Genomic DNA, 19329 nt, shown 5'->3' with positions numbered 1-19329 from the left:
TCGATTGCGGCAATTCGGGCCAGCCCGCCCGAGTTCACGGTGAAGGAGCAAGCCATGACGACCACGACGTTGTGGGCGGGTACCAACTCGCAGATTCAGGACGGTCCCGGCGGTTACGCGGGCGTCGAGGCGAGCGAAGAGTGGGCTGCCGAGATCAAACGGCTGGCACGTGAGCGGGGAGCGACCCTCCTTGCGCACAACTACCAGTTGCCCGCCATCCAGGACGTGGCCGACCACGTGGGCGACTCCCTGGCACTCTCGCGCATCGCCGCCGAAGCCCCCGAGGACACCATCGTGTTCTGCGGCGTGCACTTCATGGCCGAGACCGCGAAGATCCTCAGCCCCGCCAAGACCGTGCTGATCCCGGACGAGCGCGCGGGCTGCTCGCTCGCCGACTCGATCAACGCCGATCAGCTGCGGGAGTGGAAGGCGGAATTCCCCGACGCTGTCGTCGTGTCGTACGTCAACACCACCGCCGAGGTGAAGGGTCTGACGGACATCTGCTGCACGTCGTCCAACGCCGTCGACGTGGTCGCGTCGATCGACCCCGACCGTGAGGTCCTGTTCCTTCCCGACCAGTTCCTCGGCGCACACGTCAAGCGCGTCACCGGCCGCAAGAACATGCAGATCTGGGCGGGTGAGTGCCACGTCCACGCCGGCATCAACGGCGACGAACTCACCGCGCAGGCCAAGGCGCACCCCGGTGCCGAACTGTTCGTGCACCCCGAATGCGGTTGCGCCACCTCGGCTCTCTACCTGGCCGGCGAAGGGTTCGTGCCCGAGGACAAGGTGAAGATCCTCTCGACGGGCGGCATGCTCGACGCCGCCCGCGCGACCGGGGCGAAGCAGGTTCTCGTGGCCACCGAGGTCGGCATGCTGCACCAGCTGCGCAAGGCTGCGCCGGAGGTCGACTTCCAGGCCGTCAACGACCGCGCGTCCTGCCCGTACATGAAGATGATCACTCCTGCGGCCCTGCTCCGCTGCCTGCTCGAGGGCAAGGACGAGGTTCACGTCGATCTCGAGACCGCAGAGCGTGCCCGCAAGTCGGTGCAGCGCATGATCGAGATCGGAAACCCGGGCGGCGGCGAGTGAGCAGCCCGGCCCGGGGGATTTCCTGGGAAGAGCACGCCGACCTCGTGGTGGTGGGCGGTGGTGTGGCCGGACTGACGGCCGCACGCACCGCCTCGCTGCGCGGACTGACCGTGCTCACCGTCAGCAAGGGTGGGGCGACGGACACCGCGACGCAGTACGCGCAGGGTGGTATCGCGGTGGTGGGTGACGCCCTCACCGATTCGGTGGCCTCGCACGTCGCCGACACGTGCGAGGCCGGGGTGGGCCTGTGCGACGAGGACGCCGTGCGGTCGATCGTGGCTGGCGGCCGTGACGCCGTGGCCGCGTTGACCGATCTGGGCGCGGTGTTCGACCGCGGCCGAGACGGCGCCGTCTCGCGCACCCGCGAGGGCGGGCACAGCACCCGGCGGATCATTCACGCCGGCGGGGACGCCACGGGCGCGGAGGTGCAGCGCGCTCTGGGTGCCGCCGGCCTTCCGGTCCTGTTCGACAGTTGCGCCGTACGGGTGCTCACCGATGCGCGCGGCGTCACCGGCGTGCTCGTGGATTCGCCGCGCGGACTCGGCGTCGTCCACACACCGGCCGTCCTCCTGGCGACCGGCGGACTCGGGCAGCTGTACGCCTGCAGTACCAACCCGCCCGGAGCGACCGCGGACGGCATCTCTCTCGCGCTCGACGCGGGCGCAGCCGTCGCCGATCTCGAGTTCGTGCAGTTCCACCCGACCGTCCTGTTCACTCCCGGCGGTCTCGGACGGCGTCCGCTGATCAGCGAGGCCGTCCGCGGCGAGGGCGCGATCCTCGTCGACGCCAACGGCGATTCGGTGACCGCGGGTGTGCATCCGCGCGGCGACCTCGCCCCCCGCGACGTCGTGTCGCGGGCGATCGCGTCGAGGCTCCGGGACCTGGGTCACGACCACGTCTACCTCGACGCGCGTCACCTGTCCGGGTTCGCGCAGCGGTTCCCGACCGTGACGGCATCGTGCCTGGAAGCCGGGATCGACCCGCGTGAACAGCTGATCCCGGTCGCGCCCGCCGCGCACTACTCGTGCGGCGGAGTGGTCACCGACGTCGACGGACGCACCGCAGTCCCCGGTCTCTACGCCGCGGGAGAGGTGGCCCGCACCGGGTTGCACGGAGCGAACCGGCTGGCCTCCAACAGTCTCCTCGAGGGCCTGGTGGTCGGCGAGCGGGTCGGCGGCGCGGCCGTCGACCGCGCCGGCCTCCGCGTCGAGGCAACCGCCCCCGAGCAGCGTGCCCTGCCGTCCGCACCGCGGGAGCTGGTGCAGCAGTTGATGACCGGCAACGCCTCCGTCGTCCGGGACGGTGCCGGCCTCGAGGCGGTGGCCGCCGCCCTCACCGGCGCGCCGCGCACAGTGCCCGAGGGGGAGACCGCGCTCGAAGACGCCGCGTTGACCCTGACGGCGTCCGCGCTGGTACTCGCGGCCGCCGCGCGGACCGAAAGTCGTGGTTGCCACACCCGCAGCGACTACCCGCAGACGTCCGACGAGTGGCGCCGCAGCACGCATGTACGCCTCCGTGACGGCGAACTCGAGCTTCTCGAACCCCAACTGACAGGAGTGCTGTGATGTCCGACCATGTCCTTCCCGACGGTCTGGACGCGGCCGAGGTGCGTGCGCTCGTGCGTCTCGCCCTGGACGAGGACCTGCGGTACGGACCGGACGTGACGTCGTCGTCCACGGTCCCGGCGGACGCGGTGGCGAAGGCGTCCGTGGTCTCCCGTGCGCACGGCACCGTCGCCGGCCTCGACGTGGGACTGCTGGTGCTCGACGAGGTGATCGGGGCGGGCCGCTACCAGATTCTCGACCGGGTAACCGACGGCGCCCGGGTCGTGCCGGGCCAGGCCGTGCTGACGGTCACCGCGCCCACGCAGGGGCTGCTCACCGCAGAGCGGACGATGCTCAACCTGGTGTGCCACCTGTCCGGCATCGCCACCGCGACGGCCGCCTGGGTGGACGCGGTCGAGGGCACCGGGGCGAAGATCCGCGACAGTCGCAAGACGCTGCCGGGACTGCGCGGCTTGCAGAAGTACGCCGTCCGGGTGGGCGGCGGCGTCAATCACCGCATGGGCCTCGGCGACGCGGCACTGATCAAGGACAACCACGTCGCTGCCGCCGGTTCGGTGGTGGCGGCGCTGCGGGCGGTGCGCGCGGCGGCACCGGACATCGAGTGCGAGGTGGAAGTCGACAGCCTCGAGCAGCTCGACGAGGTGCTGGCCGAGAACGTCGAACTGGTGCTGCTCGACAACTTCCCGCTGTGGCAGACGCAGATCGCGGTGCAACGCCGCGACGCGAACGCCCCCGGCACCAAGCTGGAGTCGTCGGGCGGACTCACGCTGGACGTCGCGGCCGAGTACGCCGGGACCGGAGTCGACTACCTCGCGGTCGGCGCGCTCACCCATTCCGTCACCGTGCTGGATCTCGGCCTCGACATGTGACCCCACCCGTGAGTACTTATTAACCGCGGGCGGTTAATAAGTACTCACGGGTCAGACGGCGCGGCGGACCGTCGCCAGGAATGTGGCCGCGACGAAGAACAATCCGGAGAACGTCCGGTTGGTGGCGCGCTGCTGGCGTGGTGACCGCATCAGCCGCAGGACCCTCGACGCCAGCCCGGTGTAGCCGGTCATGACGACGACGTCGACCGCGATCATGGTGGCGGCGATGATCAGGTACTGGGGGAGCAGGGGCGCCGACGGGGTGATGAATTGCGGGAGCACCGCGAGCATGAAGACGACGGCCTTCGGGTTGCTGGCATTGACCAGGAACCCGCGCAGGGTCATCGCGGGCCCACTGGTCTCGGCGACCTCGCCGTCGACGCCGGACACGTCGGTCGCATTCGCCCGCCACTGGCGGACGCCGAGATACACCAGGTACGCGACGCCGAACCACTTGATCACCGTGAACGCGAGTGTCGAGTTCGCGAGCAGCGCGCCGAGTCCGGCGGCGACGACCGCGATCTGCAGCAGCAACCCCAGCTGGAGACCCGCGATGTTCCAATAGCCCCGACGCAACCCGAACCGCATCCCAGTGGCCATCGACGCGATCGCGCCGGCCCCCGGGGACAGACTGATCACGCACGAGGCCCCGAGCACTGCACACCACATCTGCCACGACACGAGGTGATGGTACGTCGCGCTTCGGCGGCACCCGTTCTACGGGGGATCGATGCAGCTGAGCGGCGGATTCACGAGGGAACAGTGTGCGGCAGGGCGTTCGGGTCCGTAGCCGGGCGGGAGCCCGTTCGCGACGAGGTCCCGGTAGGTGGTCACCGCATCGGTCGGTCGGCGGGTGAGGGTGGTATCGGTCAGCGCGTCGACGGTGAACAGGCCGAACCGGGGACGGTACGTGCCCCACTCGTAGTTGTCGGTGATCGACCAGTAGTTGTATCCGATCACCGGGGCGCCGTCCGCGCGTGCCCGCTCCAGCCAGTAGACGTGATCGCGGAGATGGTCGGACCGGGTGTAGCCGTCCGGGCGCGGTGTCCCGTCGTCGGTGGGCATGCCGTTCTCGACGACGTACAGCGGTAGTCCCGGAAACTTTCCGGTGTACCGCATCAGGGCGTGGTAGATGCCGTCCGGTTGGGGGTTGATGTCGTAGAAGGCGTCGGTGACCGCATGCGCCGCGGTGAGGTTGTCGGGGGAGAGGCCGTAGTAGTAGTCGACGCCGAGGAAGTCGAGCTTGTCGCGGACCCGGTCGACGAAGCTGGCGTCGAGCGCGTCCATGGCGGCCGGGACGTACGCGAGGTTGCTGCTCACCCGGGCGCCCGGGTCGTTCTCGTGGATCAGGTCGTAGGCGCGGCGGTGGACCTCCACGAGCCGGTCGAGCATCTGCGGGGCCCGGTCGGGGCCGACTCCGCCGAACGTCAGCTCTTTCTGCACGTACACGGTCGGTTCGTTGATCGTGATCCAGAGCGCACCGAGACCGGAATAGCGCTCGATCACCCTCTGCGCGTTCGCGAGCCAGTCGTCGACGGTGGCCGGGTTCGTCCACCCACCCTGATCGGCGACCCACCCCGGATACACCCAGTGGTCGAGCGTGATCATCGGGGTCATCCCGCGGCTGGTGATCTCGCGGACGACGTCGTCGTAGTACCGCAGTTCGGTCTCGTCCCACACGCCCGGGGCGGGCTGCACGCGGGCCCATTCGACGCCGAACCGGAAGACGTCGACACCCAGGTCCGCGGCACGGGCGATGTCCTCGGTGTACCGGTGACGGAAGTCGACCGAGTTGCCGATCGCGTCGTGGGTCCGCCCCGAGTCGGAATACCGCCGCCAGTTGCTGTCCGGTGAGGAACCCTCCGATTGGAACCCGGACGTCGCCACGCCCCACAGGAAGTCGTCGGGGAGAGGGGCGGCGCGCGCCGCGGTGGCGGGCGCCAGCAAGCACAGCAGGACCGCGCCGGCGCCCAGGAGTCGCGAGGGAGTCCGCATCGGCCGAAGAGTAGCGGAAACGGTGTCCCGACTGCGCCGATTGGGGGATACTGATGAGTAGGACTACCCGCCAGTAGGAGGCGCGTCATGGTCGACACCTCAGCTCCGAAGGTCACCGAAGAAGAAGCACGAGCGGTCGCGGAGGAGGCGAGGGAATCCGGCTGGGACAAACCCTCCTTCGCGAAAGAACTGTTTCTGGGACGGTTCCGGCTGGATCTGGTTCATCCCTTCCCCCGCCCGGCTACCGAGGACGCCGCGAAGGCCGAGGAATTCCTCATCCGCCTCCGCGCCTACTGCGAGGAGATGGACGGCAGCGTCATCGAATCCCAGTCGCGCATTCCCGACGACTACGTCCGCGGCCTCGCCGACCTCGGCTGCTTCGGCCTGAAGATCTCGGAGGAGTACGGCGGACTCGGACTCTCGCAGGTCGCGTACAACCGGGCGTTGATGCTCGTCGCGTCGGTGCATCCGAGCCTGGGCGCGCTGCTGTCGGCTCACCAGTCGATCGGCGTCCCCGAACCGCTCAAGCTGGCAGGCACCCCCGAGCAGAAGCGCGAGTTCCTGCCGCGCTGCGCACGCGGAGCCATCTCCGCGTTCCTCCTCACCGAACCGGACGTCGGTTCCGACCCCGCGCGCCTGGCGTCCTCCGCGACCCCGATCGAGGGCGGTGCCGCCTACGAACTCGACGGTGTGAAGCTGTGGACGACCAACGGCGTCGTCGCCGAACTGCTCGTCGTCATGGCGCGGGTACCCAAGAGCGAAGGTCACCGCGGCGGGATCTCCGCGTTCGTGGTCGAGGCCGACACCCCGGGCATCACCGTCGAACGACGCAACGCGTTCATGGGACTGCGGGGGATCGAGAACGGCGTCACCCGGATGTACAAGGTCCGCGTTCCCCGCGAGAATCTGATCGGCCGGGAAGGCGACGGGCTCAAGATCGCGCTCACCACCCTCAACGCGGGCAGGCTGGCGATTCCGGCGATGTGCGCCGGGGCCGGGAAGTGGTCGCTGAAGATCGCCCGCGAATGGTCCGGGGTACGCGTCCAGTGGGGCAAGCCCATCGCCGAGCACACGGCCGTCGCCAACAAACTGTCGTTCATGGCCGCGACCACCTATGCCCTCGAGGCCGTGGTGGACCTGTCGGCGCAGATGAACGACGAGGGTCGCAACGACATCCGGATCGAGGCGGCGCTCGCCAAGCTGTGGTCGTCCGAGATGGCCTGCGTCATCTCCGACGAGCTGATCCAGGTCCGCGGCGGTCGCGGATACGAGACGGCGGCGTCGCTGGCCGCCCGCGGTGAACGCGCGGTGCCGGTGGAACAGCTGGACCGCGACCTGCGCATCAACCGGATCTTCGAGGGTTCGAGCGAGATCATGCGGCTACTGGTCGCGCGCGAGGCCGTGGACGCGCACCTCACGGCCGCGGGCGATCTCGCGGACCCGCACGCCGACACGGGTGCGAAGGCCCGCGCGGCCGCCAAGGCGAGCGGGTTCTACGCGAAGTGGCTGCCGCAACTCGTGGCAGGCAAGGGGCAGGTGCCGACGTCGTACAGCGAATTCGGTGTCCTGGCCAAGCACCTGCGGTTCGTCGAACGGCACTCCCGCAAGCTGGCCCGCTCCACGTTCTACGGGATGGCCCGGTGGCAGGCGGCGCTGGAGAAGCAGCAGGGCTTCCTCGGCCGGGTCGTCGACATCGGCGCCGAACTGTTCGCGATGTCCGCCACGTGCGTCAAGGCGGAGATGCAACGCGAGGAGAACGAAGCCGAGGGCGCGGCCGCCTACGAACTCGCCGACGTGTTCTGCCGGCAGGCGGCGCTGCGGGTCGAGAAGCTGTTCGACGGTCTGTGGCACAACACCGACGACGTGGACAAGCAGGTTGCGCACTCGATCCTCGAGGGACGGTATGCGTGGCTGGAGCGGGGAGTGGTCGACCCCAGTGAAGGCACCGGTCCGTGGATCACCGAGTGGACCCCCGGCGCGTCCACCGAGGAGAACCTGGCGAGGAGGTTCCTGCACTCCACCCGCCTCTAGGCCGTCCGATTCCCCGCCACGGCTCGGCGGTACCCTCCGAGGAGACGCGCACACCAGCGTGGCACCCGCCTGCGTTCTCGGACGCGGGCGGGACGAGCCGAGGGAACACCAGTGCGCAGCTTCATGTGTCGTAAATGCGGCCAACGACTGTCGTTCGAGAACAGTCTCTGCCTGAAATGCGACAGCGCTCTGGGATTCCACCTGCCGAGCCGGTCCATCGTCGTCCTCGACGGCGCGGACCGCGCGGGGGTGGATGGCGCGGACCGCGCGGTGGTGGACGGCGAGACCTGGGTGCGGTGCGCGAATTCCGGCCCGGCGAAGTGCAACTGGCTCGTCCGGAAAGACGACGTCCAGAGCCTGTGCACGTCGTGCCGGCTGACGCGGACGCGTCCCGCGGACGGTGACGACGCGGGTATGGCCGCGTTCGCGACCGCCGAGACCAACAAGAGGCGGGTCGTTCTCGAACTCGACGAACTCGGTCTCCCGATCGTCCCCAAGTTCGAGGACCCGGACACCGGGCTGGCCTTCGACCTGCTGTCGAGCGCACGGACCCGGGTGGTGACCGGGCACGCCGGCGGGGTGATCACCCTCGACCTGGCCGAGGGCGACGACGTGCACCGGGAACAGCTGCGCGTCGAGATGGACGAGCCCTATCGCACGCTCGTCGGCCATTTCCGGCACGAGATCGGGCACTACTACCAGTTGATGCTGATCCGGGGCGACGCCGAGCGCACCCGATTCGAGGACCTGTTCGGGGATCCGGACCAGGACTACCAGGCCGCGCTGAAACGTCACTACAGCGAGGGCGCGCCGAAGGGCTGGGGTCGGCTCTACGTGTCGTCCTACGCCACGATGCACCCCGCCGAGGACTGGGCGGAGACCTTCGCGCACTACCTGCACATTCGTGACGCCCTGGACACCGCGGCAGCCTTCGCGATGGCGCCCGCCGGAGCGACGACGGGCAGCGAACTCAGCGGTGACGTGGGGTTCGACCAGATCATCGACTGGTGGCTGCCGCTGTCGTGGGCGCTGAACCAGATGAACAGGTCGATGGGCCACCACGACCTGTATCCGTTCGTGCTGCCGGCCGCGGTGCTGGAGAAGATGCGGTTCATCCACTCACTGATCCAGCCCGCCCCGGTGTGGGACGAGCCGGCACCGGTGTCGACGGAAACCCGGTCGGCCGCCGACCGGTGAAAACGGGGTGCGCCTATCCTGGATAATCGGTGTCGAGCCCTGTTCTCCGCAGAACAGTCCGCTCGTCCGAGACACCGTGTCCCGACAGTCGCAGAGAGGACCTCTCATGCTCGCCCGCACCGACCTTCGTGGTCGTACCCCTTCCACGGCCGAACTTCGCGCCGCACTTCCTCGAGGTGGAGTGGATGTGGACGCGGTCCTGCATCAGGTTCGCCCCGTCGTCGAGGCGGTCCGGGAGCGCGGCGCCGACGCGGCGCTCGAGTTCAGCGAGAAGTTCGACGGCGTCCGTCCCGCGCAGGTGCGGGTGCCGCAGTCCGAGTTGGACCGCGCGCTCGGCGAACTCGATCCGGCCGTCCGCGTCGCCCTCGAGGTCGCGATCGAACGCACCCGCAAGGTCCACGCCGACCAGCGTCGCACCGACACCACGACCGAGGTCGTCCCGGGTGGCACCGTCACCGAACGGTGGGTGCCCGTCGACCGTGTCGGGTTGTACGTCCCCGGCGGCAACGCCGTCTACCCGTCCAGCGTCGTGATGAACGTGGTCCCGGCGCAGGCCGCCGGTGTCCGGTCCCTCGTGGTGGCGTCGCCGCCGCAGTCGGAGTTCGGTGGTCTGCCGCACCCGACCATCCTCGCCGCGGCCGCCCTGCTGGGCGTCGACGAGGTGTGGGCCGTCGGCGGCGGACAGGCCGTCGCCCTGCTCACCTACGGCGGCACCGACACGAACGGCGCCGAACTCGCCCCCGTCGACCTCATCACCGGCCCCGGCAACATCTACGTCACTGCCGCCAAGCGCCTCTGCCGTGGCCTCGTCGGCATCGACGCCGAGGCGGGCCCCACCGAGATCGCGATCCTCGCCGACCACACGGCCGACCCGGTGCACGTCGCGGCGGACATGATCAGCCAGGCCGAGCACGACGTGATGGCCGCGAGCGTGCTCGTCACCTCCAGCGTCGAACTCGCCGACGCCGTCGACACGGCGCTGGCCGCGCAGCTCGAGATCACCAAGCACAAGGAGCGCGTCACCGCCGCGCTGTCCGGCACGCAGTCGGGCACCGTCCTGGTCTCCGACGTCGAGGCCGGACTGCGGGTGGTCAACGCGTACGCCGCCGAGCACCTCGAGATCCAGACCGAGAACGCCACCGCCGTCGCCGCGAAGGTGACCAGTGCGGGTGCGGTGTTCGTCGGCCCGTGGGCGCCGGTCAGCCTCGGCGACTACTGCGCCGGGTCCAACCACGTCCTGCCCACCGCGGGCTGCGCCCGGCACTCCTCGGGCCTGAGTGTGCAGACGTTCCTGCGGGGCATCCACGTCGTCGACTACTCCGAATCCGCGCTGAAGGAGGTCTCCGGCCACGTCATCACCCTCGCGAACGCCGAGGACCTGCCCGCACACGGTGAGGCCGTGCGGCTGCGGTTCGAGGCGCTGCGGTGACGGCGGCGAACGTGCCGGGTTCGTCGATCGGGGTGGACGCCCTGCCGATCCGGGAGAATCTGCGTGGCAAGTCGGCATACGGGGCGCCGCAGCTGACCGTCCCGGTTCAGCTGAACACCAACGAGAATCCGCACCCGCCCACGAAGGCGCTCGTCGACGACGTCGCGGAGTCCGTGCGGGAGGCAGCGCGGGAACTGCACCGCTACCCGGACCGTGATGCGGTGGCTCTGCGCACCGACCTCGCCGCGTACCTCGTCCGCCAGACGGGGGTGCCGGTGACGGTCGACAACGTGTGGGCGGCCAACGGGTCCAACGAGATCCTGCAGCAGCTGCTGCAGGCGTTCGGCGGTCCCGGTCGCAGCGCGATGGGCTTCGTGCCGTCGTATTCGATGCACCCGATCATCGCGGACGGCACCGAAACCGAGTGGCTGCCGATCTTCCGGCGCGCCGACTTCGCGCTCGACGTGGACGCCGCGACCGCGGCGATCGCCGAGCGCAGGCCCGACGTCGTGTTCGTCACCAGTCCCAACAACCCGACCGGGCACAGCGTCGGCATCGCGGAACTGCGCCGGGTCCTCGACGCCGCACCGGGTGTCGTGATCGTCGACGAGGCGTACGCCGAATTCTCCGACGCCCCCAGCGCCCTGACGTTGATCGACGAGTACCCGTCGAAGCTCGTCGTGTCGCGGACGATGAGCAAGGCGTTCGCGTTCGCCGGCGGCCGGCTCGGATACCTCGCGGCCGCACCGGCATTCATCGAGGCGCTGCTCCTGGTCCGGCTGCCGTACCACCTGTCGGTGGTCACGCAGGCCGCTGCCCGCGCGGCGCTGCGGCACGCGAACGAGACGCTCGCCAGCGTGCACGCTCTCGCAACGGAGCGGGCGCGGGTGTCGAAGGCATTGGAGGACACGGGGTTCCGCGTCATCCCCAGCGACGCGAACTTCATCCTGTTCGGTGAGTTCACCGACAGTGCCCGCGCCTGGCAGGCCTACCTCGACCGCGGAGTGCTCATCCGGGACGTCGGCATCCCCGGATACCTGCGCGCCACCATCGGGCTGGCCTCCGAAAACGACGCCTTCATCGTGGCGAGCGACGACATCGCCGCCACCGAACTCACCAGCTCAGGAGACCGAGGATGACCGACCGCATCGCCCGCGTGGAGCGCACCACCAAGGAATCCAGCATCACCGTCGAACTGAACCTCGACGGCACCGGCATCGTCGACGTCTCCACCGGGGTCCCGTTCTTCGATCACATGCTGACCGCGCTCGGCTCCCACGCGAGTTTCGACCTCACCGTCCACGCGAAGGGCGACATCGAGATCGAGGCGCACCACACGGTGGAGGACACGTCGATCGTGCTCGGCCAGGCGCTCGGTCAGGCGCTCGGCGACAAGAAGGGCATCCGCCGGTTCGGTGACGCGTTCATCCCCATGGACGAGACGCTCGCGCACGCGTCGGTCGACGTGTCCGGGCGTCCGTACTGCGTCCACACCGGCGAACCGGAACACCTGCTGCACGCCGTCATCGGCGGGTACCCGGGCGTGCCGTACGCGACGGTGATCAACCGGCACGTGTTCGAGTCGATCGCGCTCAACGCGCGCATCGCCCTCCACGTGCGGGTGCTCTACGGACGCGATCAGCACCACGTCACCGAGGCCGAGTTCAAGGCCGTCGCCCGCGCACTGCGCGAGGCGGTCGAACCGGATCCCCGCGTCACGGGTGTGCCGTCCACCAAGGGCAGCCTGTGATCCGGGCGCATTCGTGAGTGTCGTCCTCGTCTACGTCCTGTTCATCGCCGCGGGGATCGCGGCGGGCGGCGCGTACTCCATGTGGAAGTTCAACAAACTGGCCTCGGGCGTGCTGCTGGCACTGGCGGTGCTGGCAGCCGTGGCGGGCGTTCTCAGGTTGATGTAGTGCCTGTCGCAGTGGAGTCGCGCCGCGGCCTGCTCCGCACCCGCGGCATGCCCGCCGCGATGGTGATGGGCGCCGCGGCGTTCGGCGGCTGGGCGGTGCTGCTGCCCGTGGTTCCGCTGATCGTCTCGCTGTCCGGTGGCTCGGACACGCTCGCCGGCAGCGTCACGGCCGTGTTCATGGCCGCGACCGTCGTCACGCAACTCGGTGTGCCCCGGCTCCTGCGCAGGTGGGGGCATCGCTGGGTGCTCGCCGCCGGCTGCATGCTGCTCGGGCCGCCGTCGCTGCTCCTCCTGCTGTCCACCGAGGCGATCCCGGTGCTGGCCGTGTCGGCCGTCCGGGGATCGGGCTTCGGCATGCTCACCGTCGCCAGCAGTGCGCTGGTCGCCGAACTCGTTCCCCGCGAGATGCTCGGCCGCGCCACTGGTGCGCAGGGAATCGCGGTGGCCGCCGCGCAGATGGTCGGGCTGCCCGCGGGGCTTGCGGTCATGCAGCACTGGTCCGCGACCCCCGTCTTCGTGATCGGCGCTCTCATTCCCGCTCTCGCAGTGGTCGCGATCACGCGCCTCCCCGCCATCCACGCCCCCGCGGATCGCACGTCGCAGGGCCGCATCCCGCTCGCCGTCCTGCTCACGCCGTGGCTCGCGATCGCGGTCTCCGCGGCCGCATTCGGCGGTCTGTCCAGCCTGCTGCCCATCGCGATCTCGGAGCGAGCCTCACTCGCCGGGGTGATCCTCGCCGTCTCGAGCGGTGCGACGCTGATCGGGCGATACGCCGCGGGATCGTTCTCCGACCGGCTGGGGGTGGGCCGCGCCCTGGTTCCCGCCCTGACGTGCGTGTGCCTCGGCCTGGTGCTGTTCGCCGTCGCGGCGGCGACGAGTGCGCCGGTGCCGCTGCTGGTGTGCGCGGCCCTGGCCTTCGGATTCGGATTCGGGGCGGTGCAGAACGAATCCCTCGTCATGATCTTCACCGCCGCGGGACCGGCTCGCTTCGGCTCGGCGAGCGCCGGATGGAACATCGGGTTCGACGCCGGAACCGGCTTCGGTTCCCTCGCGCTCGGAGCCGTTGCGTCGGCGGCCGGGTACTCCTGGGTGTTCGCGGTCGCGGCGACGGCCGTCGCGGTGGTCCCGGCCGCCGGGATGGTCGTCGGCCGCGCCCTCGGGCGTCGTTCGGCCGCCGGATAAGGTTATGTCATGACCGTCTCCACGATTGCCGTCCTCGACTACGGCTCCGGCAACCTGCATTCGGCCACCCGCGCTCTGGCCCGGACCGGCGCGCGCGTCGAGGTCACATCCGATCACAAGGTCGCACTCGCGGCCGACGGTCTGGTCGTTCCCGGCGTCGGTGCCTTCGCCGCGTGCATGGAGGGACTGCGCGCGGTCCGCGGGGAGCGGATCATCGGTCAGCGTCTGGCCGGCGGACGGCCGGTCCTCGGGATCTGCGTCGGTATGCAGATCCTCTTCGAACGCGGAGTCGAGTTCGGCGTCGAGGCGGAAGGCTGCGGTGAATGGCCCGGCACCGTCGAACGGCTTCAGGCCGACGTGCTGCCGCACATGGGATGGAACACGGTCGAGGCGCCGGAGAACAGCACGCTGTTCGCCGGCATCGATCCCGACACCCGGTTCTACTTCGTCCACTCGTACGCGGCCCAGTCCTGGGACATGCCGACGCCGGAGCGGCTGGCGCCCCCCGCGCTGACGTGGGCCGACCACGGCGGCAAGTTCCTCGCCGCCGTCGAGAACGGCGCGCTGTCCGCCACACAGTTCCACCCCGAGAAGTCCGGCGATGCGGGTGCCGAGCTGCTCCGGAACTGGGTTCGCAGTCTGTGACCGAACCCGGGGACGGGCGCGGCGACCTGTCGATCGGCAGGCTCGCGGTGTACGCGATGGGCGCCGCCACCGCGGTGCTGGTCCTCGCCACCGCGATCATTCTGGTGGTGAAGCCGGGCCCCGTCCTCGGACTGATCGTCGGACTGCTCGGTGTCGCAAGCGCGATCGCGGCCATGGGCTACGTGTCGAAGCGCATGACCCGCAACGCCTACGGTCCCGATCCCGAGGACCCGGAGCCGGGTTCCGACCGCTGAGCGACTAGGGTTGTCGCACGTGAGCCTGGTCCTTTTGCCTGCTGTAGATGTCGTCAACGGTGAAGCTGTTCGCCTCGTCCAGGGGGAGGCAGGAAGCGAGACCGGATACGGCTCGCCACGTGATGCCGCCCTCGCGTGGCAGAACGACGGTGCCGAGTGGGTCCATATCGTCGACCTCGACGCCGCGTTCGGCCGAGGCTCCAACCGTGAACTCCTCGCCGACGTGGTGGGCGAGCTCGACGTCCAGGTGGAACTGTCCGGTGGGATCCGCGACGACGCGTCGCTCGAGGCCGCACTGGCCACGGGCTGCGGACGCGTCAACCTCGGTACCGCCGCCATCGAGAACCCCGAGTGGTGTGCCCGCGCCATCGCCAAGTACGGCGAGAAGATCGCCGTCGGTCTCGACGTGCGTCTCGTCGACGGTGAATACCAGCTCCGCGGTCGCGGCTGGGTCACCGAGGGCGGAAACCTGTGGGAGACCCTCGCCCGCCTCGACAAGGACGGCTGCTCCCGGTACGTCGTCACCGACGTCAGCAAGGACGGCACCCTCACCGGCCCCAATCTCGAACTCCTCGCGCAGGTCTGCGCTGCCACCGACGCTCCCGTCGTGGCCTCGGGCGGCGTGTCCACCATCGACGACCTCCGGGCGATCGCCGGACTCGTCGATCAGGGGGTCGAGGGATCCATCGTCGGCAAGGCGCTGTACGCGGGGCGGTTCACCCTCCCCGAGGCGCTCGCCGCGGTCTCGGGCTGAGTTCCCGCCATGACCCTGTCCCGTGATCCCCGGGAGCTCCTCGCCGTCGCCAGTGAGCTGCTCGACGGCGTGCACGAACGGTTCGTCTCGGGCGTGGGTGCGCCCAGCGCCGTCCACAAGGGACCCGACGACTTCGCGACCGCCGTCGACCTCGAACTCGAGAAGCGGCTGACCGGTGAACTGCGCGACCGGACCGGCATCGATGTCCACGGCGAGGAGTTCGGCGGCCCCGACCTGGGCAGCGGACCCGTGTGGGTGCTCGACCCCATCGACGGCACGTTCAACTATTCGGCCGGTCTGCCCACGGCGGGCACGCTGCTCGCGCTGCTCGACGACGGGGTTCCCGTTCTCGGTCTCACGTGGCTGCCGCTCGTCGGCCGGCGGTATGCGGCCGTCGCGGACGGTCCGCTGCTCGAAGGTGGCACGCCCCTGCCTGCGCTCGGGCGTACGTCGCTCGCGTCGTCGATCGTGGGCTTGGGCGCACTGAACATCGACAGTCGCGGGCGCATCCCCGGCGCGTACCGGCTGCAGGTCCTCGCGCAGCTCAGCCGGGTGTCGTCGCGGATCCGGATCCACGGATCCACCGGTGTCGACCTCGCGTTCACCGCGGCCGGAATACTCGGCGGCGCGGTGGTGTTCGGCCACAATGCGTGGGACAACGCCGCCGGTGTCGCGTTGGTGCGCGCCGCGGGTGGTGTGGTGACGGATCTGGGCGGCAAGCCCTGGACGGTCACGTCCGACTCGGTGCTCGCCGGAGCGCCCGGAGTACACGGCGAAATTCTCGATATCCTCGGATCACTGGGTGATCCTCGTTCCGAGCCTTCAGGAGGGCGTACGCAATGACTCTGGCGGTTCGAGTGATCCCGTGTCTGGACGTCGATGCCGGACGCGTCGTCAAGGGCGTCAACTTCGAGAACCTGCGGGACGCGGGTGACCCCGTCGAGTTGGCTGCCGCGTACGACGCCCAGGGAGCCGACGAGCTCACGTTCCTCGACGTCACCGCGTCCACCGCGGACCGGGGCACCATGCTCGACGTGGTGAGCCGGACGGCGGAGCAGGTCTTCATTCCGCTCACGGTCGGCGGCGGTGTCCGCACCGTCGAGGACGTCGACCGGCTGCTGCGCGCCGGCGCCGACAAGGTCAGCGTCAACACGGCGGCGATCGCCCGGCCCGAGTTGCTCCGCGAACTCAGCGAACGCTTCGGCTCGCAGTGCATCGTGCTGTCGGTCGATGCGCGGACCGTGCCGCAGGGTCAGCCCGACACCCCGTCGGGGTGGGAGGTCACGACGCACGGCGGCAAGCGCGGCACCGGTATCGACGCGGTGGAGTGGGCGGTCCGCGGCGCCGAACTGGGCGTCGGGGAGATCTTGCTCAACTCGATGGACGCCGACGGCACGAAGGCCGGTTTCGATCTGCCGATGATCCGGGCGGTGCGCGCCGCCGTGCATGTGCCGGTGATCGCCAGCGGGGGAGCGGGCGCCGTCGAGCACTTCGCACCCGCGGTCGGCGCCGGCGCGGACGCCGTCCTGGCGGCCAGTGTCTTCCACTTCGGCGACATGACGATCGGCGACGTGAAGAAGTCCATGCGTGAAGAAGGGATCACCGTCCGATGAGTCTCGACCCCGCCATCGCGTCCCGGCTCAAGCGCAACGAGGCAGGACTGTTCAGTGCTGTCGCGCAGGAACGGTCGACGGGCGACGTCCTGATGGTGGCGTGGATGGACGACGAGGCCCTCGCACGCACGCTCGACACCCGCAAGGGAACCTACTACTCCCGGTCCCGTCGGCAGTACTGGGTAAAGGGCGAGACGTCCGGTCACACGCAGTACGTCCACGAGGTGCGGCTCGACTGCGACGGCGACTCGGTGCTGCTCGTCGTCGATCAGGAGGGGGCGGCGTGCCACACGGGCACGCACACCTGCTTCGACACCGACGTGCTCCTCGCCGCCGAGTAAGGCGCCTCGGCGTTCGGGCAGAGTGCCCGCATGCCGTTCGTGCTTGTGTATGACCGGTCAATGACCACTGTGGTCAGCCTCGGCAGGAACGATTGCTCACTGGGTCCAGCTCGCGAGGCCTGCGGGTGATGGCCCGGACTGTCTGTTCGACGAACTTCGTTGGTTGCAGGAGCGTCCAGTCAAACCGTTGCCGCTGTTCATCACACTGTTCCCGCTCAGTCGGATCGAACACACCGTGCGCGCCAACTACCGAGCGTATGCACATCCGCCCACCCGCTTGCGGTGGGGCCGTGCCCCGGAGTCCGTCCACCGCTTCCCCGAGACGGGGCGCCGCGCCTCGCGGAGGGTGAGGCGCCCCACCCGGTTTCCGGCAGGTGACAGTCACTCTCGCGTAGGCCCACGGCTTCGGCCGGTCCACGTAGACGCCACGAGCCGCCGCCCGCGCTTCCGATCCCAGGAACCGGCGTACGGCACGGCGGTGAGAAACCGTGCCGCCCCTGGGCCCGCACTTCGTGGTGGACAACCGCTCGGGCGAGCTACACGTCGACGTGTGCGACGCCGGCCGCAGCGCGCCCTCGCCCTCCGCTGACAGGGCGACACCCGCCGTGACCACGCGGACCGGGGATCGTTGAACACGCCGTGACCTCTAAAAATGAAGCGAGGCTGCTAGCGTAGGCCCCTTTACTCGGGACCCAGGAGCGCTCCGCATGAAGTACACCGTCTCGATCGAGATCGCCCTGCCGCGGGAGACAGTGGTACAGCTGCTCGCCGACTCGGCACACCTGCCGAGGTGGCTGCGGGGTCTGGTGCTGCACGAGCCGCTGAGTGGGGTGCACGGGCAGGTCGGTACCCAATCGCCGGTCGTGATGCAGATGGGTAAGCAGAAGATCGAGTGCACCGAGACCATCACGCGTCGGGAACCGGCAGACCTGCGCGGGATCCCGAAAGGGAGCGTCGTTCACTTCGACCGCGAGATCGTCGGCGAGGGCATGTGGAGCGCCGTGCGCGACCGGCTGACCGAAGTCGGTCCGGAGATGACGCTCTGGGTGAGCGAGAGCGAATACCGGTTCAGCGGCGTGTTGATGCGGCTGGTGGGGCTCCTGATGCCCGGTGCCTTCCGCAAGCAGTCGCAACAGCACATGCAGGACTTCAAGGCGTTTGCCGAGCAAGGGAACGACGTCCGCGCAGCGAAGGACTGATCTACGATCAGCGCTCGTCTCCCGAAGAGTGATGACACGGTCATGGCCCGGCGAAAATCATCCGGATCATCGACCAGTTGATCTCCGAGATTCCGCGGCGGTGCGGGGAGGTCGAACTCGCGGTCGGTGCAGTGGCCGGTCGACCAAATCTCCCTGTGACTGCGCTCGGGTCCGAAAGGAGAACTCTGTGCTTCGGACTGATCTCGAGGCTGCTGTGGCCAGCGTTCAGCGCCTGGCGCTCGGGAATCAACGGTTGCACCGGGAGGTCGAAGCATTGAGCGAGTTGTCGATCTCAGGTCGCGCAAGCGAACGTGAGCGACGGTCGATGAGCCGCCAAATGATTTTGTGGCACAGTTCGTCTCATGCCATTGATTCAGATCAGTCAGACGCCGGGACTCACCGCGGAGCAGAAGCGCGCCACGATCGAGGCGGTCACCAAGGCCTACGCCGACGCGACGGGCAAGGATCCCGCGAAGGTGTGGGTGACGATCACCGAGGTCCCGCGCGACAGCTGGGGTGTCGGCGGGACGCCGCTGGGGTGAGTTGCCGGGACGCCGCTGGGGTGAGTTGCCGGGGCGCCGCTGGGGTGAGTTGCCGGGGCGCCGTTGGGGTGAGTTGCCGGGGCGCCGTTGGGGTGAGTGCTGTCAGGCTCTGCCGGTTCCCGATGCGATGCTCTTGTCGAGTTGGGTGAGCATGGCGCCGGACAGTTCGGACAGCTGACGGACCTGGTCGGCGGACAGTCCGTCGAAGATCAGGGACCGGACGGATTCGACGTGCGGAGGCGCGGCTTCGACGACCTTGGCCATGCCCTCGTCTGTGAGGACGGCGTCGGAGCCGCGGCTGCCGCGGATGCTCTCGCGGCGAACCCAGCCGGCTTTTTCCATCTTGGTGATGACGTGGGACAGCCGGGACAGGGACGCGTTGGCGCGCTGGGCGAGCAGGGACAGCTGCAGGCGCCGGTTCGCCTCGCCGGAGAGCGAGGCGAGGACGAAGTACTCGAAGTGGGTGAGTGCCGAGTCGCGTTGGAGCTGGGTGTCCAGTGCGGCGGGGAGCCGGGTGACCAGGGCGATGAGGGTGAGCCAGGCCTCCTGCTGCTCGGCGTCGAGCCATCGGGTGCCGGGCTCTGCCGGCGTGCCCTCGTCGTTACCACTCATCAGTGGTGTCCTCCATCTGTACGTCGATCCACGCGTGCAACGTGTTCAACATAGTTAGCACGTCGTGGGCCGGACCGTGCGTGGGGAATAGTTG

21 protein-coding genes are annotated in these 19329 nt (G+C 69.3%); 18 read left to right on the top strand and 3 right to left on the bottom strand.

The window, feature by feature from the left end:
• The first annotated feature begins 54 nt into the window (after positions 1–54).
• Genes nadA through nadC form a run of 3 tightly spaced genes read left to right on the top strand, consistent with a single transcriptional unit; the run spans position 55 to position 3526 of the window.
• Positions 55–1092 carry a quinolinate synthase NadA gene (gene nadA / locus FND50_RS23165; protein WP_144287241.1) on the top strand — a complete coding sequence of 346 codons (1038 nt, stop codon included), beginning with the start codon at positions 55–57 and terminating at the stop codon, positions 1090–1092.
• A complete protein-coding gene (locus FND50_RS23160) occupies positions 1089–2657 on the top strand; it encodes an L-aspartate oxidase (protein WP_144287240.1) in 1569 nt (522 codons plus the stop codon). Before nadA ends, FND50_RS23160 begins: the two co-directional genes overlap by 4 nt.
• Positions 2657–3526 carry a carboxylating nicotinate-nucleotide diphosphorylase gene (gene nadC / locus FND50_RS23155; protein WP_144287239.1) on the top strand — a complete coding sequence of 290 codons (870 nt, stop codon included), beginning with the start codon at positions 2657–2659 and terminating at the stop codon, positions 3524–3526. The genes FND50_RS23160 and nadC overlap by 1 nt, the downstream gene beginning before the upstream one ends.
• Before the next feature lie 51 nt (positions 3527–3577).
• Here the strand turns inward: nadC and FND50_RS23150 are convergent, their stop codons facing one another.
• Together FND50_RS23150 and FND50_RS23145 are read right to left on the bottom strand one after the other, a co-directional pair.
• Complete coding sequence (locus FND50_RS23150; protein WP_144287238.1) at positions 3578–4207, bottom strand: LysE family transporter; 630 nt, start codon at positions 4205–4207, stop codon at positions 3578–3580.
• Between the two features lie 36 nt (positions 4208–4243).
• Positions 4244–5521, bottom strand: a complete 1278-nt coding sequence (locus tag FND50_RS23145) for a glycoside hydrolase family 1 protein (RefSeq protein WP_144287237.1) — start codon at positions 5519–5521, stop codon at positions 4244–4246.
• 87 nt (positions 5522–5608) lie between these two features.
• Here FND50_RS23145 and FND50_RS23140 point away from each other — a divergent pair, with 87 nt between their 5' ends.
• The 15 genes from FND50_RS23140 (at position 5609) to FND50_RS23070 (ending at position 18623) form a co-directional block, all read left to right on the top strand.
• Positions 5609–7552 (top strand): acyl-CoA dehydrogenase family protein, encoded by a 1944-nt coding sequence (locus tag FND50_RS23140; protein ID WP_144287236.1) that lies wholly within the window; start codon positions 5609–5611, stop codon positions 7550–7552.
• 111 nt (positions 7553–7663) lie between these two features.
• Positions 7664–8749 (top strand): putative zinc-binding metallopeptidase, encoded by a 1086-nt coding sequence (locus FND50_RS23135; protein WP_144287235.1) that lies wholly within the window; start codon positions 7664–7666, stop codon positions 8747–8749.
• 106 nt (positions 8750–8855) lie between these two features.
• A complete protein-coding gene (gene hisD, locus FND50_RS23130; protein WP_144287234.1) occupies positions 8856–10178 on the top strand; it encodes a histidinol dehydrogenase in 1323 nt (440 codons plus the stop codon).
• Entirely contained in the window at positions 10175–11317 is a 1143-nt protein-coding gene (locus FND50_RS23125) for a histidinol-phosphate transaminase (RefSeq protein ID WP_144287233.1), read from the top strand. Before hisD ends, FND50_RS23125 begins: the two co-directional genes overlap by 4 nt.
• On the top strand, positions 11314–11928 hold the full coding sequence (gene hisB, locus FND50_RS23120; RefSeq protein WP_007297399.1) for an imidazoleglycerol-phosphate dehydratase HisB: 615 nt from the start codon (positions 11314–11316) through the stop codon (positions 11926–11928). Before FND50_RS23125 ends, hisB begins: the two co-directional genes overlap by 4 nt.
• Positions 11929–11941: 13 nt before the next feature.
• Entirely contained in the window at positions 11942–12094 is a 153-nt protein-coding gene (locus FND50_RS36265; protein ID WP_007297398.1) for a hypothetical protein, read from the top strand.
• Complete coding sequence (locus FND50_RS23115; protein WP_144287232.1) at positions 12094–13275, top strand: MFS transporter; 1182 nt, start codon at positions 12094–12096, stop codon at positions 13273–13275. Before FND50_RS36265 ends, FND50_RS23115 begins: the two co-directional genes overlap by 1 nt.
• 9 nt (positions 13276–13284) lie before the next feature.
• The gene (gene hisH / locus FND50_RS23110; RefSeq protein WP_005247515.1) at positions 13285–13920 is read left to right on the top strand and encodes an imidazole glycerol phosphate synthase subunit HisH; all 636 of its coding nucleotides are present in this window, start codon (positions 13285–13287) and stop codon (positions 13918–13920) included.
• Complete coding sequence (locus tag FND50_RS23105; RefSeq protein WP_144287231.1) at positions 13917–14174, top strand: hypothetical protein; 258 nt, start codon at positions 13917–13919, stop codon at positions 14172–14174. The genes hisH and FND50_RS23105 overlap by 4 nt, the downstream gene beginning before the upstream one ends.
• 19 nt (positions 14175–14193) lie before the next feature.
• Positions 14194–14928, top strand: coding sequence for a bifunctional 1-(5-phosphoribosyl)-5-((5-phosphoribosylamino)methylideneamino)imidazole-4-carboxamide isomerase/phosphoribosylanthranilate isomerase PriA (priA, locus tag FND50_RS23100; RefSeq protein WP_005247511.1), 735 nt, complete (start codon positions 14194–14196; stop codon positions 14926–14928).
• A gap of 9 nt (positions 14929–14937) precedes the next feature.
• Positions 14938–15771 carry an inositol monophosphatase family protein gene (locus FND50_RS23095; RefSeq protein ID WP_005260332.1) on the top strand — a complete coding sequence of 278 codons (834 nt, stop codon included), beginning with the start codon at positions 14938–14940 and terminating at the stop codon, positions 15769–15771.
• The gene (gene hisF / locus FND50_RS23090; RefSeq protein ID WP_005247506.1) at positions 15768–16541 is read left to right on the top strand and encodes an imidazole glycerol phosphate synthase subunit HisF; all 774 of its coding nucleotides are present in this window, start codon (positions 15768–15770) and stop codon (positions 16539–16541) included. Before FND50_RS23095 ends, hisF begins: the two co-directional genes overlap by 4 nt.
• A complete protein-coding gene (gene hisI, locus FND50_RS23085) occupies positions 16538–16882 on the top strand; it encodes a phosphoribosyl-AMP cyclohydrolase (RefSeq protein ID WP_144287230.1) in 345 nt (114 codons plus the stop codon). Before hisF ends, hisI begins: the two co-directional genes overlap by 4 nt.
• Positions 16883–17589: 707 nt before the next feature.
• Entirely contained in the window at positions 17590–18081 is a 492-nt protein-coding gene (locus tag FND50_RS23075) for an SRPBCC family protein (RefSeq protein WP_144287229.1), read from the top strand.
• A 362-nt stretch (positions 18082–18443) separates the two neighbouring features.
• Positions 18444–18623, top strand: coding sequence for a 2-hydroxymuconate tautomerase family protein (locus FND50_RS23070; protein WP_005247502.1), 180 nt, complete (start codon positions 18444–18446; stop codon positions 18621–18623).
• 102 nt (positions 18624–18725) lie between these two features.
• Here the strand turns inward: FND50_RS23070 and FND50_RS23065 are convergent, their stop codons facing one another.
• Positions 18726–19235 (bottom strand): MarR family winged helix-turn-helix transcriptional regulator, encoded by a 510-nt coding sequence (locus FND50_RS23065; protein ID WP_005260338.1) that lies wholly within the window; start codon positions 19233–19235, stop codon positions 18726–18728.
• Between the last annotated feature and the right edge of the window lie 94 nt (positions 19236–19329).

Origin of the sequence: Rhodococcus sp. WB9, from assembly GCF_007558985.1 — a bacterium.
Taxonomy (GTDB): Bacteria; Actinomycetota; Actinomycetes; order Mycobacteriales; family Mycobacteriaceae; genus Rhodococcus_F; species Rhodococcus_F opacus.
This window is presented reverse-complemented; position numbering and strand designations above follow the sequence as displayed.